Here is a 26,108-nt window from a genome sequence, read left to right on the forward strand (position 1 = left end):
GGTGTCCCGGGCGCCACCGCCGGGTGGGGGTCGGGCCCGCCCCCGTCCGGCGGGACCCCCGGATGTCTCCGACACCCGATGGAGAACCCGGTGGGTGAGCGACCGCTCACCCGTGCCAGACTGCCGCCCGTGCGCTGCCGTCGATCATGGATGACCGGTGTGGCCGGTGGCCCCGCCCGTCGTCCCCCGTCCCTGCTCACCGGTGGTCGCGCCGCACTCGCGGCGGTCCCCGTGCTCGTGCTCGTGCTCGTCGGCGCGGGCCCCGGTGTCGCGTCCGCCGCCGCCTGCGACGACGCCTGCCGGATCGCGGGTGCCCGCGCCTACGTCGCCGCGCTCGCCGACCACGACCCGTCCGACGTGCCGCTGCACCCGCGGGCGACCCGGGTCGAGGCGGGGCTGCAGACCGGGTTCTCCGGCGACCAGCTGCGCGCCGACCTGCGTCACGGCCCGCAGTACCGGGTCGTCCGGGGTGTCTCCGACGAGACCTACACCGTCCGCGACGACGGCGTCGTGGTCGCGGGGTTCACCCTCGACGTCGGAGTGGGTCCGGTCGGGCTCACCACCGCCCGGGTGCACGAGACCTTCCGCTACTCCGACGGGCTGATCCGCGAGATCGTCGCCGACATCCGGGTCGGGGACACCGCATGAGCACCACCAGCCGCCGGGCCCTGCTGACCGGCGCCGCGCTCGGCGTCGCCGCGCTGGGCGCCGCCGGGACCGCGACCGCCGCGCCGGCGCCGCTGCGCCGCGAGGTCACCGCGATGTCCGCACCGGCCGTCGTCGTGGGCAGCGGGCTCGGCGGGTCGATCGCCGCGGCCCGGCTCGCCGAGGCCGGTGTGCGCACCCTGGTGCTGGAGCGTGGTCGCCGCTGGCCGACCCCGGCCACCGACACGTTCCCGGCGTTCCTGCGCCCGGACCGCCGCTCCTCGTGGCTCACCCCGGCGCCGGTCTTCCCGGGCCAGCCACCGACGCTCTACCGGCCCTACACCGGGCTGTTCGAGAAGGTCACCGGGCGTGGGATGAGCGTGCTGTGCGGCGCCGGGGTCGGCGGCTCCACCCTGGTCTACGCCGGAGTCTGGATCCGGCCGGACGCGGCGGCGTTCGCCGCGGCGATCCCCGGGATCGACCACGACGAGCTCGCCGCCGTGCACTACCCGCGCGCCGCCGCCCGGGTCGGTGTGTCGCCGATCCCCGACGACGTCCTGGCCCACCCCGCACACGTCGGGACCCGGCTGTTCCTGGAGCAGGCCCGCCGCGCCGGGCTCGAGGCACAGCTGCTGCCCAACGCGACCGACTGGGACGTCGTGCGCGCGGAGTTCGCCGGCCGGGCCACACCGTCGATGTCGGTCGGCGAGTACTTCTCCGGGGTCAACTCCGGTGCCCGGCTGTCCTCGGACAAGAACTACCTGCGCGACGCGGAGGCCTCCGGCCTGGTCACCGTCGCCCCGCTGCACCGGGTCACCGACCTGCACGCGCTCGGCGGCGGCCGCTACCGGCTCGACGTCGAGCGGATCGACACCGACGGCGTCGTGCAGGAGCGGATCGCGCTCACCACCGCTGCGGTGTTCCTCGCCGCCGGGTCGACCGGCACGTCGCGGCTGCTCGTGCGCGCCCGCGAGACCGGGACGCTGCCCGACCTGACCACCGACGCGGGCCGCTTCTGGGGCAACAACGGCGACCGCATCCAGCTGCGCGTCGGGGTACCGCGGCCCGCGGGCGGGCCACAGGCCGGACCGATGGCCGCCGGCATCCGGCCCCCCACCGACGACCGCGCCGCGGCCGTCACGCTCACCTTCGGACCGGCTCCGCTGCCGTTCGACGTCCGGGCGATGTCGCTGCCCGGGTTCGGCGCCTGCGACCCGGCCGGCGAGTTCCGCTTCGACACCGCCACCGGCGACGCCGTGCTGCACTGGCCCACCGACGGGGACCTGGACGCCCAGCGCACCGTCCGCGACCTCACCCAGCGGCTGGTCGCACCGGACGCCCCGCTCGGTGCCGGAGCGGGCCGGACCGTGTCCGACCTGGCCGCGCAGCTGCCGCCGGGCCCGTCCGGGCTCCTCGCCCGCGCCGCGGACGCGCCGAGCGGGATCCTCGACCTGGGCACCCTGGACCCGGTGACGTGGCACCCGCTCGGCGGCGCGGTCCTGGGCCGGGTGACCGACGACCGCGGGCGCGTCGCCGGGCATCCGGGGCTGCACGTCGTCGACGGGGCGCTGGTGCCGGGGTCGACCGGCAGCACCAACCCGTCCTGGACGATCGCGGCGATCGTGGAGCGGGCAATGGACGGGATCCTGCGCGACGGCCTCTGAGCACCGCACCCGTGGAGCCGCGGCCCCGTGCGCGGTCCCGCGCACGGGGCCACGGACGGCGCGGTCAGCGGGCTCGGGTCACCAGGTCACCGGCAGCGACCGCACCCCGCCGGTGACCTGCTCGGAGCGCACCTGCAGCTCCTCCGGGGCGACGGCCAGGCGCAGCCCGGGCAGGCGCCGGAACAGCCGGGCGAACACGGTCGCGAGCTCGGTGCGAGCCAGGCTCGCCCCGATGCAGAAGTGCCCGCCGTAGCCGAAGGACACGTGCGGGTTGGGACGGCGGGTGGGGTCGAAGGCCTCGGCGTCGTCGAAGACCTCGGCGTCCCGGTTGGCCGAGGCCGTCGCGATCATGACGGCGTCGCCGCGGCGGATCGTGACGTCACCGACCTCGATGTCGGTGTGGGCGTAGCGCAGCAGGGCGAGCCCTCCCGGCGAGGACAGCCGCAGGACCTCCTCGACGGTGCCGTGCAGCCGCCCCTCGACGTCGGCGACGAAGGCGTCGCGGCGGGCGGGGTCGGTCAGGAGCAGCAGCACGCCGAGGTCGATCCGCCCGACGGTCGTCTCGTGCCCGGCGAACAGCAGCGCGGCGGTGAGCCGGGTCATCTCCTCCTCGCCGAAGTCCGGGTCCTGCTCCTGGGCGCGGACGAGGTCGGTGACGACGTCCTCCCCCGGCTGCGTCCGCTTGGTCTCGGCCAGGCGCCCCAGGTAGGCACGGAACTCCCCCATCGCCACCTCGGCGTCGCCCCCGGAGCGGATCGTGGCGACCCGCTCGGAGAGCCCGTGGAAGTAGCCGCGGTCGGCGAACGGCACCCCGAGCAGCTCGCAGATCACCAGCACCGGCAGCGGGAACGCGAGGTGGGTGTGCAGGTCCGCGATACCGTCGGCCGCGCGCTCCTTCGCCGCGACGAGGTCGTCCAGGCACCCGTCGACGAGGACGCCGACGTGGTCGCCGAGCAGCCGCATCCGCTTGGCGGAGAACGCGGGGACCAGCAGCCTGCGCATCCGGTCGTGCTCGGCCTTCTCCCGCTCGAAGGCGCCGCTTGGCCCGCCCAGGATCGCGGCCTCCGACACCCGCGCGGCGTTCTCCGGCTCGGGGTGCGAGCGACCGAGCCGGGGGTCGGCGAACAGGGCGCGGGCCTCGGCGTGCCGGGTGACCAGCCAGGCCGGGTCACCGACCGGGGTGCGCACCGGGACGACGGGCCCCTCTTGCCGCAGCACCGCGTAGAGCGGTGCGACGTCGATGATGTTCGGACGGCAGCTGCGGGGCCTCGGTGGTCGTCACGGTGACACTCCCTCGTGCGCACGGTCTGCGAGCACGTAACGGTAGCCGACTATCGTTGCACTGCGCAAGACGATCTCCGGCCGACGCGCGGCGACCGGCCCGGCCGACGATGCTGGGGAGATGGCGACAGTCGGACGCACGACCCGTGGGGCGCCGGTCGTCCCGGCGCCCCCGGCGCTCCTGGCCCTGGCGCTGCTGACCACGGCGCTCCTGGCGGTGGGCTGTGCGGCCCCGCCTGCCGACACACCGGCGGCGCCGGGGCGGGCGGGCACCCCGGTGCGCTTCGCCGAGCCGCTGCCGCCGCCGGCCGAGCCGGGCGTCGCACCCCCGCTCACCGGGACCCCACCGGGGCGGATCGTCGCGGTCGGCGCGGTCCCGGAGGGCATCGTCGCCGACGGGCCGACCCGGCGGGTCGCGGTCGGGGTGCGGCAGCCCGACCGGCTCGTACTGCTCGACGCCGACACCGCCGCCGTCGTGGGACGGGTGCCGCTGCCCGGTGTCCTGCGCCACCTGCAGCTCGCCGCCCCGGGCGGACCGGTCCTGGTGCCGAGCGAGAGCGCGAACGGGTTGTTGCGGGTCGCGCTGCCCGGCGGGCAGGTCGGCCCGGAGGTGGCGACCGGTCCGATGGCGCACGACGCGACCGGGACCGCCGCCGGGACCGTGTTCGTCGCCAACGAGGCGGGCGGCAGCGTCTCCGTGGTCCGCGGGGACGCGGTCGTGCGCGAGCTGACCGACGTGACCCAGCCCGCCGGGCTCGCCCCGGTCGGCGACCGGGTCGGGCTGATCGACGTCCGGGAGAACACGCTCACCGTCTACGACGCCGCGACCGGTGACGGGATCCGCGAGCTCCCGGCCGGCGACGGGCCGACCCACCTGGTCGCGGACCGGCACGGCCGCATGATCGCGACCGACACCCGGGGCGGGCACCTGATCGTCTTCGACCCGGCGGGCACCCCGGCCGAGATCGGGCGGGTGGACCTGCCCGGCGAGCCCTACGGGATCGCCTACGACCCGGTCCGCGACCGGGTGTGGGTCACCGCGAGCGGCGCGAACCTGCTCGTCGGCTACGACATGACCACCCCGACGCCGCGCGAGGTCGCCCGGATCCCCACCGTGCGGCAGCCGAACACCGTGGCGGTGGACCCGGACACCGGACGGCTGTTCGTCACCGGCACCGCCGACGGCGTCGTGCAGGTCGTCGACGGCCCCTGACCACCCGCCGGCACCCTCCCGGGGTCAGGGACGCGCCCGGAGCGCGGGCAGCAGCACGTCGTCGCAGACCGACCGGAGGTACCCGGCGTCGGCGACGGCGGCGGGCCCGTCGAGCAGCGTCGGTGCCACCAGTGCCCCGGCCAGCAGGTACGGCAGGTGCCGGGCGGCGGGCGGCTCGCCGGTCAGCTCCCCGCGGGCCACGGCCCTGAGGACCAGCACCCGCAGCGCCTCGACCTGCGGCAGCAGCAGCGAGGACAGCGCGGCCAGCAGCGCGGGGTCGCTCTGCCCGGCCCCGGCCAGGCCGAGCACGATCGGCACGTCGGCCCGGGCCCGCGCGGCGAGCCGGTCGAGCGCGAGCCGGCTGTCCGCCGAGACGGCCTCCACCACCAGCGCGGCCTTGTCACCCCACTGCCGGTAGAGCGTCGCCTTGCTGGTGCGGGTCGCCGCGGCGACGGCCTCGACGGTGGTCGAGGAGTAGCCGCGTTCCGCGGCGAGGCGGCGGGCCGCGGCGAGCACCTCCCGGCGCCGCTCGTCGGGGAAGCGGCTGGTCATTCGCGGCGCAGGAAGAACAGGAACGGGTCCGCCAGGCCGCGCATGTCCATCGCGCCCAGGACGGTGTCGTCGTCGACGCGCCGGAAGACGTCGTGGATCGGCAGGTCGTCGTAGCACATGGTGGCACTGGCGACCCCGCGGTAGACGGTGGTGCGCAGCCGCGCCTTCGGCGCCCGGGTGGCGAGGGCGGGGCCCGCGGTGCGGGCGAGCCGGGCGAGGGCGGCGTGGCGCAGGACGGCCGGGTACCGCAGCAGCGCGGGCAGCGGGACCAGGGCGGGGTTGAGCGAGAACCGGCCTCCGCGCGGGTGGTCCATCACGAGCGGGTGGACCTCGTCGAGGCCGTCGAAGCGCTTCCCGTGCCAGCCGAAGCGGCCGAGCAGCCCGTCCATCGGGTTGCCGGTGGGGATCTCGCCGCCGGACCAGTCGCCGAGCATCTCCTCGACACCGACGGCCGGCAGCGCGTCGAAGAAGCCCAGGCCCTCCTCGACCGTGGCTCCGTGCGCGAGAAGGCGCAGCGTGTCGGCCGGTGCGGTGCTGGTCATCGCGAGCCCTCCATCGAAACGGCAACGTTTCGATGGAGCCTACAAGCCGGGTGCGCGCGGGACCGGGACGCGTGCGGGGTCAGCGCAGGGCCGAGCCCTTCGTCTCGGGCAGGGTCAGCACCGCGACGAAGGAGATGACGGCCCCGACGGCGACGTAGACGAAGACGAAGAACAGGATCGCCAGGTCCGCCTCCTGCAGCGAGGCGATGACCAGCGGCGCGGTCCCGCCGAACACCGCGACGGTCAGGTTGTACCAGGCGCCGATGCCCAGGGCACGGACCTTCGTCGGGAACAGCTCGCTCATGATCGCCGGCGCGACCGAGGTCATCGCCGTGTAGAGCCCCAGCCCGACGGCGAACACGACGAACATGTTCCAGAAGCCGGGCCCGATGAGGAACGACAGCGGTACGACCAGCACCGCGGTGGCCGCGGACCACACCAGCATCTGCGGTCGGCGGCCGTAGCGGTCGGCGGCGGCACCCATCGGGTACTGCAGGAGCACGAAGATCGCGGTCGCGATCGACAGCGCGAGGAACACCTCGGTCGCGTCGGCGCCGCGGGACCGGGTGGCGAACGGCGTCAGCGCGGAGAAGAACGTGTAGTAGCAGAGGGTGTGCAGGATCGTGAAGCCGACGAGCTGCGCCACGGCCTTCGGGTGCTCACGCAGCGTCAGCATGAGCGGGTTGCGGATCCGGGCCGCCGACTCCTTGTTGTCCTCGAACTGCTCGGTCTCGCTCATCTGGCGGCGCATCCAGAGCCCGATGATCCCGAGCACCCCGCCGAGCAGGAACGGGATCCGCCAGCCCCACGCGGCGAGCTGGTCCTCGGTCAGCGTCGCGGCCAGGACGAAACCGGTGAGCGAGGCGAACAGCACCGCGGTGCCGGTGGAGATGTAGAAGAACGACGAGTAGCGCCCACGGCGCTCGCGCGGGGCGATCTCGGCGAGGTAGGCCGAGGCGTTGGAGACCTCACCGCCCAGCGACATGCCCTGCGCGATGCGCGCGAGCAGCAGCAGGACGGGCGCGAACCAGCCGATCATCGCGAACGTCGGCAGCAGCCCGATGACGAACGAGCCGCCCGCCATCAGCAGGATCGTCACCAGCATCGCGGTCCGACGGCCCCGCAGATCGGCGAACCGGCCGAGCAGCAGCCCACCCAGGGGCCGGAAGAAGAAGGCGAGCGCGTAGGTCGCGAGCGTCGAGATCAGCGCCAGTGCGGCGTTCTCGGGCGGGAAGATCTGCGTCGCGAAGTAGATCGAGAACGTCGCGTAGATCGTCCAGTCGTACCACTCGACCGCGTTGCCGATGGACGCCGCGACGAGCGTCCGGACCGGGAGACGGTGACGTTCCGTCGATCCGGTGGTGGGTGCCTGGGACACGGATCCCCCTGACGTGTCGGCCGAACGGTCGGCGAACGGTAACCGTTACGGCCCGACAATTCGACCGGACCGGTCAGGACAGAACGAGGCCGACCACCGTCGCGGACCCGGCGACGGCCGTCACCAGGTGCCCGAGGACGGCGAGCCCCCGCCGCCCCCGCCGGGTGCCGAGCACCACCGCCGTCGTCCAGGGCAGGTAGCCGAGCAGCGTGACGCCGAGGAACGGCAGGGTGAGCGCGGCGAGGACCCCGGTCGTCCCGGTCGGCACGGCGCGGTCGCCCGCCGGGGTCAGCTGCGCCGCGACGACCTCCCCGGCGGCGGAGTCCGGTGAGGCGTCGACGGCGATCGGGGTCCCACCGGCGTCGGGCCGGAACAGGCCGTCGCAGTCGTAGCGGCCCTCCCCCAGGTCGGTGCAGGAGGTAACCTCCAGGACGCCGGGCGCGCCGACCGAGCCGGTGGCCAGGCGCAGGTCGTCGACGGCGGACCACCCGCAGGCGAGCGCGAGCAGCAGCCACAGCGCCAGCAGGAACCCCATCCAGCCAGGGGTGGGGGTCTCCGGGTCGTCCCAGTCGACCTCGACGTCGGGGTCCCGGCGCTCGCTCACGGGCGCGAGTATCGCCGTCGCGACCCGGGCACCCCATCATCACTTCTCAGTACTTCGAGCCGCCCGTCCCGCGATCCCGGAGGGTCCCCGCGATGCCGCTGTCCGCCGCCACCGACGGCTTCCGACTGGCCCACGACCGCCACGGCGTGCCCGGCGCGCCACCGGTCCTGTTGCTGCACGGCTGGCCGGGCGACCGGACCGACATGACCGCCGTCGCGGAGCTGCTGACCCCCGGGCACGACGTCGTCGTCCCGGACCTGCGCGGGTTCGGGGGGGCCGACAAGCACGACCACGACCCGACCGAGCAGTACTCCGCGGCCGCGCAGGCGCGCTCGCTGGCGGCGCTGCTCGGTGAGCTGGACCTGTCGGAGGTGGTCGTCGCCGGCTACGACGTGGGCAGCCGTGTCGGCCAGCAGCTCGCGAAGGACCACCCGGAGCTGCTGCGGGCGCTCGTCGTCACCCCGCCCGCGCCCGGCGTCGGACGGCGGATCCTCGACGAGCAGCCGATGCGGGAGTTCTGGTACCAGTCCTTCCACCAGCTCGACCTGGCCCGCGAGCTCGTCGACGGCGACGCCCGCGCGACCCGCGCGTACCTGCGCCACTTCTGGTCGCACTGGTCCGGCCCGGGGTTCACCCCCGACGACGAGCGCCTCGACCACCTCACCACCGTCTACGGCGCGCCGGGGGCGTTCGTCGCGTCGGTCAACTGGTACCGCTCCGGCGGTGGCGCGGTGGCCCGCTCGCTGGCCGAGACCGCGCCCGACCCGGCCGACCGGATCACCGTCCCGACCACGCTCCTGTGGCCCGAGCACGACCCGCTGTTCCCGCGCGCGTGGTCCGACCGGGTCGGGGAGTTCTTCGCCGAGGTCACCGTGACCGCCGTCGACGGCGTCGGGCACTTCGTCCCGGTGGAGGCACCGCGGGTGTTCGCCGACGCGGTGGCCGCCGCGGCCGCCCGGTAGGACCTGTCGTCGGGGCGGCCGCTGTGGTCCGATGATCGTCGTGGTCCGGGGATGGCGGTGGGTCGGCGGCGCGGCGGTCACGGTGCTGACGCTGGTGGCCGTGCTGTCCTGGGCGCGGTGGGCCGCACTGCCCGCGGACGTCGCCGTCCCCGCGGGCACCGGCGGTCCGGTCGTGGTGACCGACCCCGGGCCCCGCTGGGTCTACCTGGAGACCCGCAGCGGAGCCGGCTCCGCCGACGCGCTGCCCACGGTGACCGGCCCGTCCGGACCGATGCCCCTGGTCCCGGCGACGATGGACGAGACCTACTCCGTCGGTGCCCGCTCCGGCTTCCTGATCGGGTCGTTCGAGGCCACCGAGCCGGGGACCTTCACCCTGTCCGCCGCGCCGGGGGCCCGCGGGATCGGGGTCGCGCTGGTCGTGGCCGCGGCCGGGGTCACCCCGCTGCTCGTGGCGATCCTGACCACGGTCGCCGCCTGCGTCGGGGCGGCCGTGCTGCTGGTGCTGGTCCTGCTGCTGCGGCGACGACCCCCGCGGACCGTCCCCCCGCCGTGGACGGTGCACTGATGGGGACACCGCGGGTGCACGACGACGGCCCCGTCCGGACCGTCACCCTGGACCGCCCCGGTGCGGCCAACGCGCTGCACCTCGACGACGTCGACGCCATCGCCGACGCCGTCACCGACCTCCCGGACCGGGTGCGGGTCGTCGTGCTCACCGGCACCGGGGACCGCGCGTTCGGCGCGGGGATGCACCTCGACGTCTTCCGCGACGCCGGGCCCGGCGACGGCCGGGAGATCATCACCCGGCTCGCGGAGTGCCTGCGTGCGGTGCGCACCGCGCCGGTCCCGACCCTCGCCCGGCTCAACGGTGCCTGTCTGGGCGCCGCGTTCGAGCTGGCCCTGGCCTGTGACCTGCGCGTCGCGCACTCCGGGGTGCGGGTGGGGCTGCCCGAGGTGCGCCTCGGCATCCCGTCCGTGGTCGACGCGGCCCTCCTGCCCCGCTACGTCGGCGCCGCGCTCGCCCAGGAGATGGTCCTGACCGGCAGCGTGCACCGGGTCGACGAGCCCGGGGTGGCACCGCTGGTGAACCGGCTGGTCGAGGACCCCAGCGGTCTCGACGCCGCCGTCGACGACCTGGTCACGACCCTGCTCGTCCCGACCCGGGAGGTCCTCGCCGCGCAGAAGGAGCTGCTCGAGACCTGGCGGGAGCTGGGCATCACCGGGTCGGTGGACGCCAGTGTCGACACCTTCGCGGAGGTCTTCGCGCTGCCCGCGACCCGCGCCGCGATCACGAGGTACCGGCCGTAGGGTCGCCGCCATGGCCGTCACGACCAAGATCGCCGACCTGACCGGGCCGGGGCACACCGACCGGTTCGGGATCGGCGGCACCGACCTCGGCATCCTCGCCACCGCGCCGGACGGGCGGCTGGTCGCCGTCTTCGGCGACACGTTCGACCGGGCCGGGGTCGGCGGCCCGGGCTGGCGCTCCCCGGTGGTGCTGTTCGCCGACCCGCAGGGGTTCCGGTCCGGGCTGCGCTGGACCGGCTCCGGCGGGGACACCGCCGACTACGCCTGCCGGCTCGTCGGCAAGCCGGCGACGAACTGGTTCCGGCTGCACCGCCGCGTCACCACCATCCTGCCCGCCGACGTCATCACCGTCGGCGACACGATGTACCTGCACGTGATGGCGAACAAGGGCCTGGGCAACGTGCTGTGGAGCGAGATCCTCGCCTCCCACGACAACGGCGTCACCTGGGAGCGCACCGGCTGCGACTGGCCCGGCGACCACCACGACGGCCTGTTCCAGCAGCTGACCTGGTGCGACGGCGGCGACGGGTACGTCTACGCCTACACCACCGGCTTCCAGCGCCGGGACGGTCTGCTGCTGCACCGGGTCCCGGCCGACCGGATCACCGACCGTTCCGCGTGGGAGCCGTGGGGCTTCGCCGGGGAGCGCTGGGACTGGGGCAACCCGCCGACGCTGACGCTGCCGGGCGCGTTCGGGGAGCTGAACCTGCGCCGGGTCCCGGGCCCGGACGGCCGCGGACACCTGCTCCTCACCGTGTTCGACGCCGGGCACTACCGCATCGACACGCTGCTGCTCGACCGCCCGGAGGCCGACCTGCACCGCGCACCCCGGGCCACCGTGCTGACCGGCTGCGGCTGGGACGACGAGGACCACGCCACCGGCCGGGTCGCGCAGCTCTACGGCGGCTACGTCGTCCCCGGCTCGACGCTCGACGACCTGCACCTGGTGGTCAGCCAGTGGAACACCACGACCAACTGGCCCTACCGCGCGATGCAGTTCCGGACGGACGTCACGGAGCTGCTGCGGACGGAGCAACCCCGGGTCCCGGCGTCATGAGAAGTGGGTATCTCCCGGCATGGGCCGCACCCGGACGGGGGTTCTGCTCGTAGGGCGCTCCATGAGCTCGGAGCACGACGGGACGCGCCCCTTCACCGCGACGGTGGTCGTCGGTGGCTGTCCCCTCACCGCCGACGAGCTGCGTGTGCTGGCGCGGACGCTGCCCGAGCTGTCCCGGGTGCGGACCGCGCGCCACGACGGCGAGCTGGTCCTGCAGGCGCGCCTCGACGACGTCGACGGTCCCGCCGCCGTGCGACGGCTGCGCCGCGCGGTGCCGCGGCTGCTGACCGGGTTCCCCGGTGTCGTCGTCGCGGCCGGCCCCGGGCCCGCGCCCCGGCCGTGGATGCCGTGGCGGCGCCCGGCCGTCAGCCCGGTTCCCGCTCCCCGGGCGGCAGGAGGCTGAAGTACCAGCGTCCCGCCTCCTCGGTGACCGACAGCGTCACCAGCACCGGGCCCGAGCGCACCTCGACCCGGTCCGGCCCGGTGGGCAGCACGGCGGGCGACCCGGCCGCCTGCAGGCGTTCGACGTAGTCGTCGACGAAACCGCGGTCCGGGGCGTCGAGCAGCAGCTCGTGCAGCCGGGCGCCGCCGCCGTCGGGGGTACGCAGCGCGGCGTCTCCCCGGGCGTAGAGGGCGGCCCGGTCGTCGGCGCCGCGCTCCCCGGCCGCCGCGATCAGTGTGACGGTCCCGACGATCCACGCCCCGACGAACGCGACGGCGATCCACCCCAGCAGGGTGCGGGTGCGCGCAGGACGTCTCATCAGGCCGAGACGGTGTCATACCGGACACGTCGTCCGCCGCACACCCGTCGCCGTTCACCGGTCCGTGCCGGTGCGCACCCGAACCCCGCGGGTACCCGCACTCGTAGACCCGGGTGGAGGTGGTCGACGGTGGCCCGATGGTGGCGGCCCGTGCTGCTGGTGACACTGGTGGCCGCGGGCTCCGCGGTACTGCTGGTCACCGGCTGGCCGACGGTCGAGGGCGTCCGCGCGACGACAGCGGCCGCGGGCTGGGCCGCACCGGTCCTGTTCACCGTGCTGTTCGTCGGGTTCACCCTGGTCCCGGCGCCCGCGACCGTGATGGGCATCGCGGCCGGGGTCCTGTTCGGCCTGCCCGTCGGCCTGGCGACCACGATGACCGCCGTCGCCGTGGGCTCGCTGATCGGTTTCGTGCTGTCGCGGACGCTGGGTCGCGAGGTCGTCGCCGGGATCGGCAGCGCCCGCATCCGCCGTCTCGACGCGCGGCTGCGCCGGGGCGGGCTGTGGGCCGTCGCCGGGGGCAGGCTGCTGCCGGTGATCCCGTTCCCGGTGCTCAGCTACGCCTGCGGGCTGACCGCGATCCGGCTGCGCGACTTCCTCGCCGGGTCCGTGCTGGGCGTGCTGCCCTCGGCGGTGGCGTTCGTGACGATAGGCGCCTACGGCGGGGACCCCGGCTCGGTGCCGTTCGTGGCCGCTGTCGCCGGGCTGGTGCTGCTGACGGCCGCCGCACTCGTCGCGGGTCGGCGCCGACGCCGCACCGCTCCCCCGGCCCCTCCCGCTCCCCCGGCTCCGTCGATCCCGGTGGGCTGAGCGGACGCCCCCGTCGATCAGTACCTCAGCGCTGCCCGATCCTGCCCCGACCGCGCTGAGGTACTGATCGATCCCGGGGTCAGGCCGAGACGACGGTCCCCACGTGCTCCCCGGCGAGGGCCTTGGTCAGGTTCCCGGCGACGGTCCCGTTGACGATCTGCACCGACCGGACGTGGCGGGCGCGCTGCAGGGTGCGCAGCGCCTCCCGGTCGATCGGCAGGGTCCGGGCGGCGTCGGCGAGCAGGCCCGCCGCGGACGCCTCGCGCAGCACGGTGTCCCCGTCGAGCACGCCGTCGACGTCGCGGACGTAGGTCAGCGACGCCGCACCCCAGGCGTCGGCGAGCAGCAGCGCGCCGGTGTCGGTGCGGTGTGGCGGGACCTTCCCCGCCGACGGCGGGTGCTCGTGCACGCCGTAGGGCGGGTAGCCGTTGGTGACGACCGCGTTCGACGCGGCCAGGTGTACCGGCAGCTGGTGGGCGACGGCGTCGTGCCCGAGGTAGGCGACGCCCTGCTCGGCGAGCAGGGCGGCGACCAGGTGCCCGTTCTGCTCGGCCTCACGACCGGCGATCTCGGCGAGCGCGCCCGTCGGCAGGCCCAGGTCGAGGCCGACGCCGAGCGCGTGCCGGGCGCGGATCCCGGCGCCGGTGGCGATCAGCAGTGGGTCCCCGGAGATCGCGGCGCGCAGCTCCTCGACGATCGGCAGCAGCACGTCGCGGCCGCGATCGACGATCGAGCGTCCGCCGAGCACGACGACGCGCAGACGGGGCAGCATCCGGATCACCGGCTGCTGCTGGTCGACGGGGCGGACCTGCTCGCGGTCCAGCAGGGTCTGGCGGGCCAGCGGGGACTCGACGTCCTTGGGGTGGGTGGTGCTCATCGGGCGTCTCCCGCGGTGATGATCGTGCCCACGTGCTCGCCGGCGAGCGCGCAGGTGAGGTTGCCGGGCTTCAGCCCGTTGACGATCTGGATCGAGCGGACGTGCCTCGCGTGCCGCATGAGCTCCAGCACCGGGCGCTCGACGATCAGGTCGGGCAGGTCCCGCTCGACGAGCTCGTCGACGGTGATCTCGGGGATCAGGGTCGCCGACGGGTCGTTCTTCGGGTTCGCGGTGTAGAGCCCGTCCTCGTCCTTGACGAAGATCATGTTCTTGCAGCCGTAGGTCTCGGCGACGAGGTAGCAGCCCGCGTCGGTGCGGTAGGGCGGGATGACGCCCTCGTCGGGCAGCGGCTGCCACATCGCGTACGGCGGCATGCCGGCGAAGATTGCGGCGCGGACCTCGGACAGCGACAGCGGCAGCGCGTCGAACCCACCCCCGGCGACGACCGGCACCCCGTGCCGGGCCATCAGGTAGCCGAGCATCGTGGCGTTCTGTCCGGCGACGGCACTGCCGACCGAGCTGAGCACACCGGTGGGCAGGCCGAGCTCCGCGGCCAGGGAGTAGGCGTGCCGCGCGCGGGTGCCGCCGCCGGTGCCGATCAGCAGCCGGTGCGTCGACCGGGCCTCCAGCAGCTCCTCGACCAGCGGGAACACCGCCTCCCGGCCGCGATCCACGAAGCTCTGCCCGCCGACCTTGACCACGGACACGTCGGGCAGGACCCGGGTGTCGGGGGTCCGCTCGGTGGCCGCGGCGAGCTCCGGGTCGTCGAGCGACCGGGTCAGCAGCAGCGACTCGAGTTCGGCCGCGCTCGCGGCGTGCGTCATCGCATCTCCTCGTGTTCCGGTGCGCGCACCCGGACGGGCGGCGCGGTCCAGCGCGAACCTAGCGACTCCCGGTCGCGTGGTGCCCGACGACGTCACGGACACCCCCGACCGGGCTGCGGCACCGGGCCCGGGCGCCGCGCCGTCGACGCGGCCGGTCGTGCGCGACCGGCCCGCATCCACTGATCGCGACGCCGTCCGGGTGATCCATGCCACTGTCCGGTGCCCGTTCCGCAGCTCCGGCCCACCCCGCGCTCCGACCCCGCACCCGCGGCGCACCCCCACCCCGCGCGGCGTCGCACGGGCTCCGGTCCCACTGCAGGTGCCCCGCAGGTGTGCGGCGCGGCCGGAACCCGTTGCGGCGCGGGACCGGTGGGGCGGCGACCGCCCGGGGTCGGTCCGGGCGCGTTCCGGCCCGGCCGGGGGGGCGGTGGCGCCGGCGGCACGGCCGGGCGCCCCGACGCGGGCGCGGGCAGCGCGGCGCGGGCGCGAGCAGCGCGGGCATAGGCAGCGCAGCGCGGGCAGGGGCGCCTCAGACGCGGAGACGGAAGGTGCCGCTCGCCGCGTCGAAGGCCAGCTCGTCGGTGTCGAACGCCGCCCCCACCGCCCCGCAGGCGGCCAGCTGGTCCGGCGCCCCCGTGCGCAGCGCGCCGGCGCCGTCGAGCAGCCAGGCGCGGTCGGCCAGGCGCAGCGCGGGCTCCAGGTCGTGGGTGGACAGCAGCACCGCGAGGTCCTGCTCCCCCGCCAGCCGGCGCAGCGTCCCGAGCAGCGCGACCCGCGAGGAGACGTCGAGGAACGCGCTGGGCTCGTCGAGCAGCAGCAGCGAGGGCTGCTGGGCCAGCGCGCGGGCGACCATCATCCGCTGCCGCTCGCCGTCGGACATCCGGGCCAGCGGACGCCCGGCCAGCGGACCGGCGCGGACGGCGTCGATCGCGGCGTCGACGGCGGCCTCGTCGCCGGGACCGAGCACGCCGGCCGCCCCGGTGTGCGGCAGCCGCCCCAGCTCGACGACGTCGCGGCCGGTCAGCAGTCCGGGGTCCGGCCGGTCGGTCAGCACGACCCCGACCCGGCGCGCCCGCTCCGACGGGCGCAGCCCGAGCAGGTCGGTGCCGTCGAGGGTCACCGCCCCGCCCAGTGCGGGCTGCAGTCCGGCCAGGGTCCGCAGCAGCGTGGACTTGCCCGCGCCGTTCGCCCCGAGCAGCACGGTCAGCTCGCCCCGCGCGGCATGCGCGTCCACACCGGACAGGACCGGGCGGACCCGGCCGCGGCGCAGCGCCCGGCCCTCGGCGTGACCGACGGCGAGCCGCGACAGCGCGAGCCCGGCGCTCACCAGGCCGCGCCCAGCCGCCGCGAGCGCAGCAGCACCGCGATCACCACCGGTGCCCCGACCAGCGAGGTCACCACGTTCAGCGGGACCACGGTGCCCGCGCCCGGTGGGTTCGCCACGATCGCGCAGGCCAGGCCGACCACGGCCCCGGTCAGGGCGGTGGCCGGGACCAGCACCCGGTGCCGGGACGTGCCGACCGCCATCCGGGCCAGGTGCGGCACGGCGATCCCGAGGAACCCGATCGGCCCGCAGAACGCGGTCACGGTCCCGGCGAGCACGGCGGCGACACCGAGCACGACCAGCCGCACCCGGGCGACGTCCACCCCCGCGGTGCGGGCGTAGTCGTCGCCCAGCAGCAGCCCGTCCAGCGGTTTCGCGAGCACCACCACGGCGGCCAGGCCCGCCACGACGATGCCGCCGAGCACCGGCAGCTCGCCGCGGCCGACGCCGGACACCGACCCCAGGCCCCACATCAGGTACTGCTGCGCGGTGCGCGGGTCGGTCCAGACCAGCAGCAGGCTGACCACCGAGGTAACCGCCGAGCCGAGCATCACGCCGATCACCAGCAGCGCGGTGACCGAGCACGCGAACCGCGACAGGGCCAGCACCAGCCCGAGCACGGCCGCGGCACCGACCGCGGCCGCCGTGACGGTGGTGAGCCGCCCGCCGACGACCGGCGCCGCGCCCAGCCCGCCGGTGGCGAAAGCGGCGGCGCCGGAGGCCGCCCCGAGCGTCGTGACCAGCGCGACGCCGAGCCCGGCCCCGGCGCTGACGCCGAGCACGTAGGGCTCGGCCAGCGGGTTGCGGAACAGCGTCTGGGTCAGCAGGCCCGCGGTGCCCAGCCCGACGCCGACGGCTGCCGCGGTCACCGCCCGCGGCAGCCGCAGGTCGGTGACGAGCAGGTCGATCCGGGCGTCCGGCGTGCCGATCCCGAGCAGCGCCGACAGGGTCCGGTCGAGCCCGATCACCACCGAGCCGGTCGAGACCGCGAGGGCCAGGAGCACGACGACCCCGGCCGAGAGCAGCCCCAGGGCCAGCGGTGCGCGGCGCCCCGAGCGCTGCCCGGCCCGGTCCGGCTCGCCGGTCGCGGGTCGCGACGCCGGCGCGGCGTGGCTCATCCGGCGGGCACCTGCCGGTAGTAGGTGAACGCGTGCCCGGGCAGGACCTGCGGGTGCAGGATCGCGACGAGGTCGGCGAGGATCTCGTCCTGGTGCAGCGCGCCGCGCTCGTAGAGGGCGTTGCCGCCGGTCGCGGTGGTGGCCCGGTCCCGTGTCCAGAGCTGCCCGCCGGGGCGGGCCGCGGCGAGCGAGGACAGCCGCGGGTCCACCGCGGCGACGTCGGCGGTCGTGGCGAACGGGCCGTCGGCGAGCCAGACGGGGGCGTCGCCGTCCTCGGCCAGGACCCGCTCCAGGGACTGGGGCTGGGTGCCGGTGCCGGGCATCCCGGCGCCGAGCCAGGTGGCGCCCGCGTCCCGGAACAGGATGCCCGCGGTCGAGTCGGCCGCGGCCACGTTCCAGGTCCCCTGGTAGGGCTGACCGGCCACGACGCGTGTCGGCGGCAGGCCGCGCACCCGCGCGGCGAGGTCGGTGTAGCGCCCGGCGATGCCGTCGTAGATCTCCGCGGCGCGGGCGTCCTGGCCGGTCAGCGCCCCGACGACCTTGATCCACTCGGCCTGGCCGAGCGGGCCGGTCTCCAGGTAGTCCGCCCACCCGACCACCGGGATCCCGGCCGCGGCCAGGGCGGGGAACGCCGGGTCGTCGGTCCCGCCCGAGAGCACCACCGCCGGGTCCGCCGCGACGACCGCCTCGGCGTCGATCGTGGAGTTCGGCGCGAAGTCGACGGCGGCGCCGGACTCCACGCGGGCCCGCACGCCGGGGTCGGTGACCAGTGCCGCCCCGCCGACACCGGTGAGCCGGTCGAGCCCGCCCAGCTCGGTGACCATCGGCAGCTGGGTGGTGGACCCGGCGAAGATCCCGCCGACCGGGGTGTGCACCACCGGGGCCCCGGCGAGCGCCGGCGGCAGGGCCGGGGTGTCCCGCCCGCAGCCGACGAGCACGACCGACTGCGGCTGCCCGCCCGGGTAGGGCGTGCGCACGGTCAGGACCCGGTACCCGTCGCCGCCGGTGATCGTCACGTTGGTGGCGTGGGCGAAGGCGACCGTGTCGTCCGGGGCGGGCGCGGCGCCCGGGACGCAGTCCCGGCCCGCGACGCCGGTCCCGCCGGTGGCGGGCGGCGCCGTCGCCGGTGCCGAGCATCCCGCGACGAGGGCCAGGGCGAACAGGGCCGCGACGACCCACCGAGGACGCATCACCTGAACAGTCTCACATATGTCGATCAGGCTCCGACGAACTCCGACAGCCCGTCGAGGAGCCGGTCGACGTCGGAGTCGTCGGTGTAGCAGGCCAGGCCGATCCGCAGGGATCCGGTGTCCCCCAGGCCGAGCCGCCGCGAGCACTCCAGCGCGTAGAACGACGAGGCCGGTGCCGCGACCCGCCGGTCGGCGAGGAACCGGTAGGCCTCGGCGGCGTCGCGACCCTCGACGGTCACCAGCAGGGTGGGGGTCCGCCGGGCTGCGCGGGAGCGCACCGTCACCCCGGGCAGCCCGGCGAGGTGGGTCTCGATGCGCTCGCGCAGCGGCCGCTCGTGTTCCTGGACCGCAGCCATCGACGTCTGCAGCCGCGCCCGGCGGTCCCCGGTCGCCGACGGGTCCAGGGCGGCGAGGAAGTCGACGGCCGCGGTGGTCCCGGCGAGCAGCTCGTAGGGCAGCGTGCCGAGCTCGAACCGCTCGGGGACCGCGTCGCTCGAGGGCGCCAGCTTCGCCGGGCGCAGGGTCTCCAGCAGTGCCGGGTCGGCGGCGAGCACCCCGCAGTGCGGGCCCAGGAACTTGTAGGGCGAGCAGGCGTAGAGGTCGGCGCCGATCGCGGCGACGTCGATCGGGGCGTGCGCGGTCAGGTGCACGCCGTCGACCATGAACAACGCGCCGGCGGCGTGCACGGCCCCGGCGATCGCCGGCAGGTCGGGACGGGTCCCGACCAGGTTCGACGCCCCGGTGACCGCGACCAGGCGGGTGCGGTCGGACAGCAGCGGCGCCACGTCGTCGAGCTCGGTGGTCGCGGGGTCGAAGTCCAGCCACCGCACCGTCACCCCGGCGGCCTGCGCGGCGCTCACCCAGGGACGGATGTTCGCATCGTGGTCGAGCCGGGTCACGACGATCTCGTCGCCCGGTGACCAGGTCGCGGACAGCGTGCGGGCGAGGTCGAAGGTCAGGGCGGTCATGCTGCGCCCGAACACGATCCCGCGCGGGTCCACGCCGAGGAGGTCGGCCATGGCGGAGCGGGCGCCGAGCACGATCGCGTCGGCGGCGCGCTCCCCGCTGGTGACCGTCCCACGGTTGGCCAGCGGGGAGGTCATGGCGGCCGCCACCGCCCCCGCGACCGCGTCGGGGACCTGGGAGCCACCGGGCCCGTCGAAGTGGGCGATCCCGGCGCGCAGGGCGGGGAAACGGCTGCGGACGGCGGCGACGTCGTAGCTCATGGCCGAACCCTGTCACGCCGGTGCTCCGGACGCGCCCGGGCAACGATCACATGTCACCGGGGTGTCGTACCGCCCGTGTGGGTGACATGCGGGCCATGATCCCCGCCATGTCGAGGTCCTGGGAGCGTTCGCGCGGGCGGCACACCCGACGCCGGCGGCGGCGTTCGGTGCACCGGCGCACCTGGACGGTGCTCGCGACCACCCTGGTCGCCCTGGTGGTCCTGCTCGCGGGCGGGACCGCCGCGCTGGCCGGGGGCCGGGTCGGGGACACCGTGGGCGGCGGCGGCGGCTCGCTGGCCCGCAACCTCGCCGGCGCCGTCGACCGCCTGCGGCCCGCCCCGGCCGTGCCGCCCGCACCACCGGTGCCCGAGGTCCTCACCAGCACCCCGGGCGGCCCCGGCCCGGTCGCCCCGCGTGGCCCGGTCCGCACCGGCGTCAGCACCGGGACCCTCGACGGCGTCGCGCTCACCGCCGACTCCGGCGACGGGCCGGTCACCGTCCCCGGCACCCTGTCCCCCGACGGCCGCACCTGGACCGCCGCGGAGCCGCTGGAGTTCGCCACCACCTACCGGTGGTCGGGCACCTGAGTGCTGGGCCCGCAGGACCGGCGCCCGGTACCGGCGGCGCCGTTCAGCACCGTCGACCCGGACGACACGGTCGAGGCCACGATGAACATCGGGACGGCGGCGAGGTCGGCGTCGGCGCCCCGGTGGTGCTGCGGTTCGGCGAGACGCTCCCCGACGAGGCGAAGGCCGCCGTCGAGCGGCAGCTGAGCGTCACCGCGTCGCGGACGGTCGAGGGCGCCTGGGCGTGGCTGCCCGACACCGCCGAGGGCTCGCGGGTGCACTACCGCCCGAGGTCCTACTGGCCCGCGCACACGCGGGTCCACGTGCGGGGTGCGCTGCGCGGGCTCGACCTGGGCGGGGGCACCTACGTGACCGACGACCTGGACCGGACCTTCACCGTCGGGCGCAGCCAGGTCGTGAAGGCCGACACCCGCAGCCACGCGATCGTCGTCGTCCGCGACGGCGCGGAGGTCGCCCGCTACGACGCCTCCTACGGGCTGGAGTCCGACCCTCGCCGGGTGACCCGCTCGGGGGTGCACGTGGTGATGGCCAAGTCGGAGAAGGTGCTGATGAGCAACCCCGACTACGGCTACGTCGACGAGCCGCAGTTCTGGGCGGTCCGGATCTCCAACAACGGCGAGTTCATCCACGCCAACCCCGCCTCGTCGTGGGCCCAGGGCAACCGCAACGTCAGCCACGGCTGCATCAACCTGTCCACACGGGACGCGAAGGAGTTCTTCGCGAGCGCCGTGTTCGGCGACCCGGTCGAGGTGACCGGCAGCTCGCAGCCGCTGACCGCGGCCGACGGCGACCTCTACGACTGGTCGATCCCCTGGGACGAGTGGCGCTCGCTGAGCGCACTGTCCTGACCCCCGCACGCGGACGAGCGCTCCCGGGAGCCGGGCCGCCCGACGACAGCGCGGCACGTCGTGACGGACCGTCTGGTCCGGGACCGATCGGTCCGTTAAGCTCCCCGGGACCCTGCAACGACGGAAAGGCCTCCCATGCCCCTCTGGACCGTCCACCACAGCGCCGACTGCCTCGACCCCGACGACCGGCGGATCCTGGCCGAGGGCATCACCGGCATCTACTCGATGCTGCCGCCGTTCTACGTCGGCGTGGTGTTCCAGGCCGCCGAACCCGGTGCGCTGTTCATCGGCGGGGTCCCCCGGGAGCGGTCCGTGCGGATCCAGGTGGACCACATCGCCCGGACCCTGCCCGACGCGTCCGCGCGCGACCGCCTGATCGGCCGGGTCCGCGACCTGCTGACCCCCTTCATGGCCGAGCGGTCGCTGGACTGGGAGCTCCACGTCGACGAGACCTCCCGGGAGCTCTGGCTCATCCAGGGGCTGCGCCCGCCGGGGCCGGGGACCCCCGGCGAGCGCCTGTGGGCCGAGCGCGGCGCGCCGGTCCCCCTCGACGACGTCGTCACGAGCGGTCCCTGATGCCGGCTCCCGGGGCCGGACCGGCCACTTCCGGCACGACGCCACGAACGGACCGATCGGTCCGCTATCATCGCCGGATGGCTCGCACGCCCGCCCCGGGCACCCGGGAACGCATCCTCGCGACCGCGTCGCGGTTGTTCTACGCGCACGGGGTCCGCGCGGTCGGGATGAACCGGATCATCAGCGAGGCCGGCACCGGGAAGAACCTGCTCTACCAGCACTTCACCACCAAGGACGACCTGGTCGCGGGCTACCTCGGCCGGGTCCGTGAGCGCCGGGTGGACGCGATCCACCGGGCCCTCGACGCGGCGGGCGACGACCCGCGCGACCGGCTCGTGGCCCTGGTCGGCGAGCTCGGCGACCTGGTGACCCGCACGGGCTCGCGGGGGTGCGCCTTCCGCAACTACCTCGTCGAGTTCCCCGACGACTCCCCCGCCGGTTCCACGGACGGCGCGGACACCTCCGTCGGGGCCGGCACACCGGCCACCCTCGCCCGGGAACACCTGGCGGAGGTACGCGCGGTCATCGACGGACTGGTCGGGGAGCTCGGGACCGACGACCCCGACCGGCTCGCCGACGAGCTCTGCCTGGTCGTCGACGGGCTGTTCATGCAGGCCGCCCACCGCGACCCGGACGGTCTCCGGCGCGGCGCCGACACCGCCGTGCGCCTCACCCGGCGCCTCGTCGGGGCCTGACCACCCGCCCCGTCGCCCGGTGCCGCCCGGCCCGCCCGCCCTGCCCGCCCGTCGGACCGGACCGATCAGTCCGTATCGAGAGGACCGCCATGCCCGCCCCCCGGCCCGGTGTCGTCCTGCTGATCACGTCGGCGGCGGCGTTCCTGTCGAGCCTCGACCTGTTCATCGTCAACATCGCCTTCCCCGACATCCGCGCCTCGTTCCCCGGCACCGACCTCGGGCAGATGTCGTGGATCCTCAACGGCTACACCGTGGTGTTCGCGGCGTTCCTCGCCCTCGCCGGGCGGCTCGCCGACCGCTTCGGGCACAAGCGGGTCTTCCTGGTCGGGCTCGCCGTGTTCACCCTCGCCTCGGTCGCCTGCGCGGTGGCGCCGAGCGTGGTGCTGCTGGTCGCGGCGCGGGCGGTGCAGGCCGTGGGAGCGGCCTTCGTCATGCCCACCTCGCTGTCGCTGCTGCTCGCCGCGTACCCGGCCGAGCACCGCAGCCGCGCCGTCGGCGCGTGGGCCTCGATCGGCGCCGTCGCCGCGGCGCTCGGTCCGCCCCTGGGCGGGCTGCTCGTGCAGGCGTCGTGGCACTGGGTGTTCCTGGTGAACGTGCCGATCGGGCTCGCGGCGCTGCTGGCCGGGGCGCGGGCGCTGCGCGAGTCCGACGTCGCACGGACCGGGATGCCCGACCTGCTCGGCGCACTGGCCCTGATCCTGGGCATCGGCGCGCTCGCCTACGCCCTGGTCCGCGCCCCGGACGACGGGTGGCTCTCGGCGGAGGTCCTCACCGCCACCGGGATCGCGGTCCTCGGGCTGGTCGCGGTCGTGCTGCGGTCGCGACGGCACGCCGTCCCGGCCCTGGACCTCGCCGTCGTCCGGGTGCCGGCCGTCGGCCTCGCCGCGCTGACGATGGTGGCCTTCACCTGCGGGTTCGCCGGGATGCTGGTCGTCAACGTGCTCTACCTGACCGGGACCTGGGGCTGGACGGCGCAGCTCGCGGGCCTGGCGCTCGCGCCCGGGCCGATGGTCGTGGTCGTCGTCTCGCGGCTCGCCGGGCGGCTGTCGGCGCGGATCGGGATCGGTGCGACGGCGGCGCTCGGCGCCCTGGCCTTCGCGGCCGGGCCGGTCTGGTGGCTGCTCCACCTGGGCCGCACGCCCGACTACGGCGTGGGCATGCTCCCCGGGCAGCTGCTCACCGGGCTCGGCGTCGGGCTGATCCTGCCCACGCTCTCGTCCGTGGTCGGCTCCGCGCTGCCCGCCCCGCAGTGGGGCTCGGGCTCGTCGCTGATCAACACCGCCCGGCAGGTCGGGTCGGTGCTGGGCGTGGCCCTGCTCGTCTCGGTGATCGGTGCGCACACCACCGGGCTGCCGTCGGAGTTCGGCTCGGTCCGGGCCGGATGGGTGCTCCTGACGGGGTCGGCCGTGGTCGCCGCGCTCCTCGCACTCGTGCTCGCCGCCGCCGAACGACGGCCGGCTCCGGCGACCGGGGGCGCGGACACCACGGGCGACGCCGCCGTCGACCCCGCGGCCGGGACCGCCGTGGGCGCCGCCGTGGACGCCCGCGTCGCGGTGGCCGCCCACGCCGACGGCCGGACACCCGGTACCTCGCCGGTGGTGCGTGGCATCGTCCGGGACGGCCGGGGTCGGCCGCTGGCCGGTGCGGTCGGCACGGTGATCGACGCCGGCGGCGCCGAGCTGGCCCGGGCGGTGACCGGACCCGACGGGCGGCTCGCCGTCCCGGTGGACGGCTCCCGGGTGGCGCCGGGGACGCACGTGGTCCTCGTGGTCACCGAGGCGGGTCATCACCCGCGTGCCCACCGGGTGCCACTGGGTGGTGAGGCGGCCCTGTCGCTGGTGCGGCGGGACGCGCCGGCGGCCGACCCGCTCTGACCCGGTCCCGGTCCGGCCTCCCGGGGGACCGGTCCGGCCTCCCCGGGGGGACCGGTCCGGGGGCGTCGACGCGGGCGCGCGGGGCGCCTGCGTCGCCGGCACCGCGCGTCGCTGTGAGGGCCCGTGGCGCACAGCCGGTGTCCGCGGCGCCGGGCCGGTCCGTTCCGGTCCCGCGCAGCACCGGCGGGACCGCCGCGGGGGGCCGCGGCGCGGCTACCGGATCCGGCGCTCCTCCCCCGCCCACGCCTCGTCGCGCAGGACGAACTTCTGGATCTTCCCGGTCGAGGTCTTCGGGAGTTCGGCGAAGGTGACCCGCTTCGGTGCCTTGAACCGCGCCAGCCGGCCCCGGACGTGCTCGACGATCTCGTCCTCGGTGGCGCTCGCCCCCTCGCGCAGGGTCACCCAGGCCGCGGGGACCTCGCCCCACCGCTCGTCCGGGACGGCGATCACCGCGACCTCCAGGACGGCCAGGTGGTCGGCGATGGCCTGTTCCACCTCGACGCTGGCGATGTTCTCCCCGCCGGAGATGATCACGTCCTTGGAGCGGTCGCGGAGCTCGACGTAGCCGTCGGGGTGCATGACGCCGATGTCCCCGGTGCGGAACCAGCCGTCCGGCGCGGCGTCGCGGGTGGCCTGGTCGTCGTCCAGGTAGCCGAGCATGACGTTGTTGCCGCGCAGCGCGATCTGCCCGGTGGTCCGCCCGTCGCCCGGGACGTCGGCGCCGTCGGCGTCGATCACCCGGACGGCGCAGGCGATCATGTTCCCGACGCCCTGCCGGGCCTTCATCCGCGCCCGCGCGTCGGCGTCGAGGTCGTTCCACTCCGGGCGCCAGTCGCAGATCATCGCCGGACCGAAGGTCTCGGTGAGCCCGTAGAGGTGGGTCACCTCGAACCCGAGCTCGGCCATCCGGCGCAGGATGGCCGGGCTCGGCGGCGCTCCCCCGGTCGCGACGGCCACCGGCGTCTCCACCGGCCCGGCCTCCGGGGCGTAGGCGATCATCGACAGCACGGTCGGGGCCCCGTTGAGGTGGGTGACACCCTGCTCGCGCACGAGCTGCCAGATCCGGGACGGTTCGACCTTCGGCAGGCAGACGTGCGTGGCGGCGGCCGCGGTGACCGCCCACGGGAAGCACCAGCCGTTGCAGTGGAACATCGGCAGCGTCCACAGGTGCACCGACGACGCGGTCAGCCCGGTGTGCCCGACCATCGCCAGTGCCTGCAGGTAGGCACCCCGGTGGTGGTACATCACGCCCTTCGGGTTCCCGGTGGTCCCGGACGTGTAGTTGATCGACAGCAGGCCGCGCTCGTCGCCCGGCCGCACCGCGGTGGGCTCCCCCTGCTCGACGAGGCGCTCGTAGTCCGGGCCGACCCGCACGGTGTGCGGCGGGGTGTCGAGGCGGGCGGTGACCTCGGCGACGAGGTCGTCGAACACCGGGTCGGCCACCAGCACCGAGGCGCGGGAGTGCTCCAGGATGTAGGCGACCTCGCCCGCCGACAGCCGGGTGTTGACCGCGACCAGCGCCGCGCCCGACCAGGGGACCGCGTGCGCCGCCTCCAGCCCGACGTGGGTGTTCGGCACGAGCACCGCGACCGGCGCCCGCCGTGCAGCGCGGCGAGCGAGCCCGCCAGTCGCCGGCAGCGGTCCCGGAACTCGGTGTAGGTGAACCGCAGGTCACCGTCGACGACCGCGACCCGGTCCCCGTGCGCCGCCGCGGCCCGGTCGAGGAACGCCGTGGGCGTCAGCGGCTCGTAGGACAGGTCCACCAGATCGGCCGGGACACCCGCCGGGTGGGTGGGGACGGGAGCCTCGTCGGTCATCCCCCGAGCCTCCCCGGCGACGCGGACCGGCGCAATCGCCCGCGTCGGCCCGGTGGTCCGCCGCCGCACGTCGATCCGCCGCCCGCTCAGTGATCCGATCCCCGCCCGGTGATCCGCTCCCTGCGTGCGTCCGGACGCACCCGGGGAGCGGATCACCGCGCGCACCGTCGATCACCGGCCGGTCGGCGGCCGGACGGCGGCCGGACGGCGGCCCTGTCGCCGTGGCTCGGTGCTGGGTTACGTTCGCCGTGGCAACGAGGCTCGTCGGGAGGCGGACGCGATGGCGTGGGACTTCAGCACCGATCCGGAGTTCGAGGAGAAGCTGAAGTGGATGCGCGGCTTCGTCCGCGACGAGATCATCCCGCTGGAGACGCTCGA

27 protein-coding genes are annotated in these 26,108 nt (G+C 75.6%); 14 read left to right on the forward strand and 13 right to left on the reverse strand.

The features are described 5' to 3' along the window. Positions 1 to 150: 150 nt before the first annotated feature. Both KPF47_RS19835 and KPF47_RS19840 read left to right on the forward strand, forming a co-directional pair. Positions 151 to 648 (forward strand): hypothetical protein, encoded by a 498-nt coding sequence (locus KPF47_RS19835; protein ID WP_224390229.1) that lies wholly within the window; start codon positions 151 to 153, stop codon positions 646 to 648. Then, a complete protein-coding gene (locus tag KPF47_RS19840; RefSeq protein WP_224390230.1) occupies positions 645 to 2,309 on the forward strand; it encodes a GMC oxidoreductase in 1,665 nt (554 codons plus the stop codon). Before KPF47_RS19835 ends, KPF47_RS19840 begins: the two co-directional genes overlap by 4 nt. Before the next feature lie 78 nt (positions 2,310 to 2,387). Here the strand turns inward: KPF47_RS19840 and KPF47_RS19845 are convergent, their stop codons facing one another. Then, on the reverse strand, positions 2,388 to 3,554 hold the full coding sequence (locus KPF47_RS19845; RefSeq protein WP_224390250.1) for a cytochrome P450: 1,167 nt from the start codon (positions 3,552 to 3,554) through the stop codon (positions 2,388 to 2,390). Positions 3,555 to 3,711: 157 nt separating this feature from the next. Here KPF47_RS19845 and KPF47_RS19850 point away from each other — a divergent pair, with 157 nt between their 5' ends. Continuing rightward, a complete protein-coding gene (locus KPF47_RS19850; RefSeq protein WP_224390231.1) occupies positions 3,712 to 4,803 on the forward strand; it encodes a YncE family protein in 1,092 nt (363 codons plus the stop codon). A gap of 24 nt (positions 4,804 to 4,827) precedes the next feature. Here KPF47_RS19850 and KPF47_RS19855 read toward each other — a convergent pair whose 3' ends face one another. From KPF47_RS19855 to KPF47_RS19870, 4 genes are all read right to left on the reverse strand, one after another. Next, entirely contained in the window at positions 4,828 to 5,355 is a 528-nt protein-coding gene (locus KPF47_RS19855; protein ID WP_224390232.1) for a helix-turn-helix domain-containing protein, read from the reverse strand. After that, positions 5,352 to 5,897, reverse strand: coding sequence for a DUF4334 domain-containing protein (locus tag KPF47_RS19860; RefSeq protein ID WP_224390233.1), 546 nt, complete (start codon positions 5,895 to 5,897; stop codon positions 5,352 to 5,354). Before KPF47_RS19860 ends, KPF47_RS19855 begins: the two co-directional genes overlap by 4 nt. Positions 5,898 to 5,976: 79 nt before the next feature. Then, positions 5,977 to 7,275: an MFS transporter gene (locus tag KPF47_RS19865; RefSeq protein ID WP_224390234.1), complete on the reverse strand. Its 1,299-nt coding sequence runs from the start codon at positions 7,273 to 7,275 to the stop codon at positions 5,977 to 5,979. A 73-nt stretch (positions 7,276 to 7,348) separates the two neighbouring features. Next, positions 7,349 to 7,879, reverse strand: coding sequence for a hypothetical protein (locus KPF47_RS19870; protein WP_224390235.1), 531 nt, complete (start codon positions 7,877 to 7,879; stop codon positions 7,349 to 7,351). Positions 7,880 to 7,971: 92 nt separating this feature from the next. On the opposite strand from KPF47_RS19870, the gene KPF47_RS19875 reads away from it, so the two are divergent. From KPF47_RS19875 to KPF47_RS19895, 5 genes are all read left to right on the forward strand, one after another. Next, positions 7,972 to 8,841: an alpha/beta fold hydrolase gene (locus tag KPF47_RS19875; RefSeq protein ID WP_224390236.1), complete on the forward strand. Its 870-nt coding sequence runs from the start codon at positions 7,972 to 7,974 to the stop codon at positions 8,839 to 8,841. Between the two features lie 31 nt (positions 8,842 to 8,872). Continuing rightward, positions 8,873 to 9,406 carry a hypothetical protein gene (locus KPF47_RS19880; protein WP_224390237.1) on the forward strand — a complete coding sequence of 178 codons (534 nt, stop codon included), beginning with the start codon at positions 8,873 to 8,875 and terminating at the stop codon, positions 9,404 to 9,406. Continuing rightward, positions 9,406 to 10,149 (forward strand): enoyl-CoA hydratase/isomerase family protein, encoded by a 744-nt coding sequence (locus tag KPF47_RS19885; protein ID WP_224390238.1) that lies wholly within the window; start codon positions 9,406 to 9,408, stop codon positions 10,147 to 10,149. The genes KPF47_RS19880 and KPF47_RS19885 overlap by 1 nt, the downstream gene beginning before the upstream one ends. Positions 10,150 to 10,159: 10 nt before the next feature. Next, on the forward strand, positions 10,160 to 11,206 hold the full coding sequence (locus tag KPF47_RS19890; RefSeq protein WP_224390239.1) for a DUF4185 domain-containing protein: 1,047 nt from the start codon (positions 10,160 to 10,162) through the stop codon (positions 11,204 to 11,206). A 61-nt stretch (positions 11,207 to 11,267) separates the two neighbouring features. Next, entirely contained in the window at positions 11,268 to 11,609 is a 342-nt protein-coding gene (locus KPF47_RS19895; protein WP_224390240.1) for a hypothetical protein, read from the forward strand. On the opposite strand, the gene KPF47_RS19900 is transcribed toward KPF47_RS19895, so the two are convergent. Beyond that, positions 11,572 to 11,967, reverse strand: coding sequence for a hypothetical protein (locus KPF47_RS19900; RefSeq protein ID WP_224390241.1), 396 nt, complete (start codon positions 11,965 to 11,967; stop codon positions 11,572 to 11,574). The two genes, KPF47_RS19895 and KPF47_RS19900, sit on opposite strands and share 38 nt — an antisense overlap. Positions 11,968 to 12,117: 150 nt before the next feature. Between KPF47_RS19900 and KPF47_RS19905 the strand changes: the two genes are divergently transcribed. Further along, entirely contained in the window at positions 12,118 to 12,774 is a 657-nt protein-coding gene (locus tag KPF47_RS19905) for a TVP38/TMEM64 family protein (protein WP_224390242.1), read from the forward strand. Between the two features lie 79 nt (positions 12,775 to 12,853). On the opposite strand, the gene KPF47_RS19910 is transcribed toward KPF47_RS19905, so the two are convergent. From KPF47_RS19910 to KPF47_RS19935, 6 genes are all read right to left on the reverse strand, one after another. Next, positions 12,854 to 13,651, reverse strand: a complete 798-nt coding sequence (locus KPF47_RS19910; RefSeq protein ID WP_224390243.1) for a molybdenum storage protein subunit alpha — start codon at positions 13,649 to 13,651, stop codon at positions 12,854 to 12,856. Beyond that, positions 13,648 to 14,475, reverse strand: coding sequence for a uridine kinase (locus tag KPF47_RS19915; protein ID WP_224390244.1), 828 nt, complete (start codon positions 14,473 to 14,475; stop codon positions 13,648 to 13,650). Before KPF47_RS19915 ends, KPF47_RS19910 begins: the two co-directional genes overlap by 4 nt. Positions 14,476 to 15,004: 529 nt before the next feature. Continuing rightward, on the reverse strand, positions 15,005 to 15,802 hold the full coding sequence (locus KPF47_RS19920; protein WP_224390245.1) for an ABC transporter ATP-binding protein: 798 nt from the start codon (positions 15,800 to 15,802) through the stop codon (positions 15,005 to 15,007). Beyond that, the gene (locus KPF47_RS19925; protein ID WP_224390246.1) at positions 15,799 to 16,917 is read right to left on the reverse strand and encodes an iron ABC transporter permease; all 1,119 of its coding nucleotides are present in this window, start codon (positions 16,915 to 16,917) and stop codon (positions 15,799 to 15,801) included. Before KPF47_RS19925 ends, KPF47_RS19920 begins: the two co-directional genes overlap by 4 nt. Next, positions 16,914 to 18,107, reverse strand: coding sequence for an ABC transporter substrate-binding protein (locus KPF47_RS19930; RefSeq protein ID WP_224390251.1), 1,194 nt, complete (start codon positions 18,105 to 18,107; stop codon positions 16,914 to 16,916). The genes KPF47_RS19925 and KPF47_RS19930 overlap by 4 nt, the downstream gene beginning before the upstream one ends. A gap of 26 nt (positions 18,108 to 18,133) precedes the next feature. After that, complete coding sequence (locus KPF47_RS19935) at positions 18,134 to 19,333, reverse strand: cysteine desulfurase-like protein (RefSeq protein WP_224390247.1); 1,200 nt, start codon at positions 19,331 to 19,333, stop codon at positions 18,134 to 18,136. Between the two features lie 107 nt (positions 19,334 to 19,440). On the opposite strand from KPF47_RS19935, the gene KPF47_RS38925 reads away from it, so the two are divergent. From KPF47_RS38925 to KPF47_RS19960, 5 genes are all read left to right on the forward strand, one after another. Beyond that, entirely contained in the window at positions 19,441 to 19,920 is a 480-nt protein-coding gene (locus KPF47_RS38925; RefSeq protein WP_255658844.1) for an Ig-like domain-containing protein, read from the forward strand. Next, a complete protein-coding gene (locus tag KPF47_RS38930) occupies positions 19,905 to 20,768 on the forward strand; it encodes a L,D-transpeptidase (protein WP_308015277.1) in 864 nt (287 codons plus the stop codon). The genes KPF47_RS38925 and KPF47_RS38930 overlap by 16 nt, the downstream gene beginning before the upstream one ends. Positions 20,769 to 20,903: 135 nt before the next feature. After that, positions 20,904 to 21,344 carry a tautomerase family protein gene (locus tag KPF47_RS19950; protein WP_224386205.1) on the forward strand — a complete coding sequence of 147 codons (441 nt, stop codon included), beginning with the start codon at positions 20,904 to 20,906 and terminating at the stop codon, positions 21,342 to 21,344. Between the two features lie 77 nt (positions 21,345 to 21,421). Next, a complete protein-coding gene (locus KPF47_RS19955; RefSeq protein ID WP_224386206.1) occupies positions 21,422 to 22,039 on the forward strand; it encodes a TetR/AcrR family transcriptional regulator in 618 nt (205 codons plus the stop codon). Positions 22,040 to 22,128: 89 nt separating this feature from the next. After that, positions 22,129 to 23,913, forward strand: a complete 1,785-nt coding sequence (locus KPF47_RS19960) for an MFS transporter (RefSeq protein WP_224386207.1) — start codon at positions 22,129 to 22,131, stop codon at positions 23,911 to 23,913. Positions 23,914 to 24,126: 213 nt separating this feature from the next. On the opposite strand, the gene KPF47_RS19965 is transcribed toward KPF47_RS19960, so the two are convergent. Beyond that, entirely contained in the window at positions 24,127 to 25,491 is a 1,365-nt protein-coding gene (locus KPF47_RS19965; protein WP_374108872.1) for an AMP-binding protein, read from the reverse strand. Between the last annotated feature and the right edge of the window lie 617 nt (positions 25,492 to 26,108).

Source organism: Pseudonocardia sp. ICBG1293 (assembly GCF_020131355.1).
GTDB lineage: Bacteria > Actinomycetota > Actinomycetes > Mycobacteriales > Pseudonocardiaceae > Pseudonocardia.

Excerpts from the sequence above, each read along its gene's own strand:
- KPF47_RS19860 (WP_224390233.1), bottom strand. The coding sequence starts at position 5,897 with ATGACCAGCACCGCACCGGCCGACACGCTGCGCCTTCTCGCGCACGGA.
- KPF47_RS19875 (WP_224390236.1), top strand. The coding sequence starts at position 7,972 with ATGCCGCTGTCCGCCGCCACCGACGGCTTCCGACTGGCCCACGACCGC.
- KPF47_RS19850 (WP_224390231.1), top strand. The coding sequence starts at position 3,712 with ATGGCGACAGTCGGACGCACGACCCGTGGGGCGCCGGTCGTCCCGGCG.
- KPF47_RS19900 (WP_224390241.1), bottom strand. The coding sequence starts at position 11,967 with ATGAGACGTCCTGCGCGCACCCGCACCCTGCTGGGGTGGATCGCCGTC.
- KPF47_RS19960 (WP_224386207.1), top strand. The coding sequence starts at position 22,129 with ATGCCCGCCCCCCGGCCCGGTGTCGTCCTGCTGATCACGTCGGCGGCG.
- KPF47_RS19840 (WP_224390230.1), top strand. The coding sequence starts at position 645 with ATGAGCACCACCAGCCGCCGGGCCCTGCTGACCGGCGCCGCGCTCGGC.
- KPF47_RS38925 (WP_255658844.1), top strand. The coding sequence starts at position 19,441 with ATGTCGAGGTCCTGGGAGCGTTCGCGCGGGCGGCACACCCGACGCCGG.
- KPF47_RS19930 (WP_224390251.1), bottom strand. The coding sequence starts at position 18,107 with ATGCGTCCTCGGTGGGTCGTCGCGGCCCTGTTCGCCCTGGCCCTCGTC.
- KPF47_RS19835 (WP_224390229.1), top strand. The coding sequence starts at position 151 with ATGACCGGTGTGGCCGGTGGCCCCGCCCGTCGTCCCCCGTCCCTGCTC.
- KPF47_RS19880 (WP_224390237.1), top strand. The coding sequence starts at position 8,873 with ATGATCGTCGTGGTCCGGGGATGGCGGTGGGTCGGCGGCGCGGCGGTC.
- KPF47_RS19885 (WP_224390238.1), top strand. The coding sequence starts at position 9,406 with ATGGGGACACCGCGGGTGCACGACGACGGCCCCGTCCGGACCGTCACC.
- KPF47_RS19855 (WP_224390232.1), bottom strand. The coding sequence starts at position 5,355 with ATGACCAGCCGCTTCCCCGACGAGCGGCGCCGGGAGGTGCTCGCCGCG.
- KPF47_RS19950 (WP_224386205.1), top strand. The coding sequence starts at position 20,904 with ATGCCCCTCTGGACCGTCCACCACAGCGCCGACTGCCTCGACCCCGAC.
- KPF47_RS19955 (WP_224386206.1), top strand. The coding sequence starts at position 21,422 with ATGGCTCGCACGCCCGCCCCGGGCACCCGGGAACGCATCCTCGCGACC.
- KPF47_RS19890 (WP_224390239.1), top strand. The coding sequence starts at position 10,160 with ATGGCCGTCACGACCAAGATCGCCGACCTGACCGGGCCGGGGCACACC.
- KPF47_RS19910 (WP_224390243.1), bottom strand. The coding sequence starts at position 13,651 with ATGAGCACCACCCACCCCAAGGACGTCGAGTCCCCGCTGGCCCGCCAG.
- KPF47_RS19895 (WP_224390240.1), top strand. The coding sequence starts at position 11,268 with ATGAGCTCGGAGCACGACGGGACGCGCCCCTTCACCGCGACGGTGGTC.
- KPF47_RS19935 (WP_224390247.1), bottom strand. The coding sequence starts at position 19,333 with ATGAGCTACGACGTCGCCGCCGTCCGCAGCCGTTTCCCCGCCCTGCGC.
- KPF47_RS19925 (WP_224390246.1), bottom strand. The coding sequence starts at position 16,917 with ATGAGCCACGCCGCGCCGGCGTCGCGACCCGCGACCGGCGAGCCGGAC.
- KPF47_RS19915 (WP_224390244.1), bottom strand. The coding sequence starts at position 14,475 with ATGACGCACGCCGCGAGCGCGGCCGAACTCGAGTCGCTGCTGCTGACC.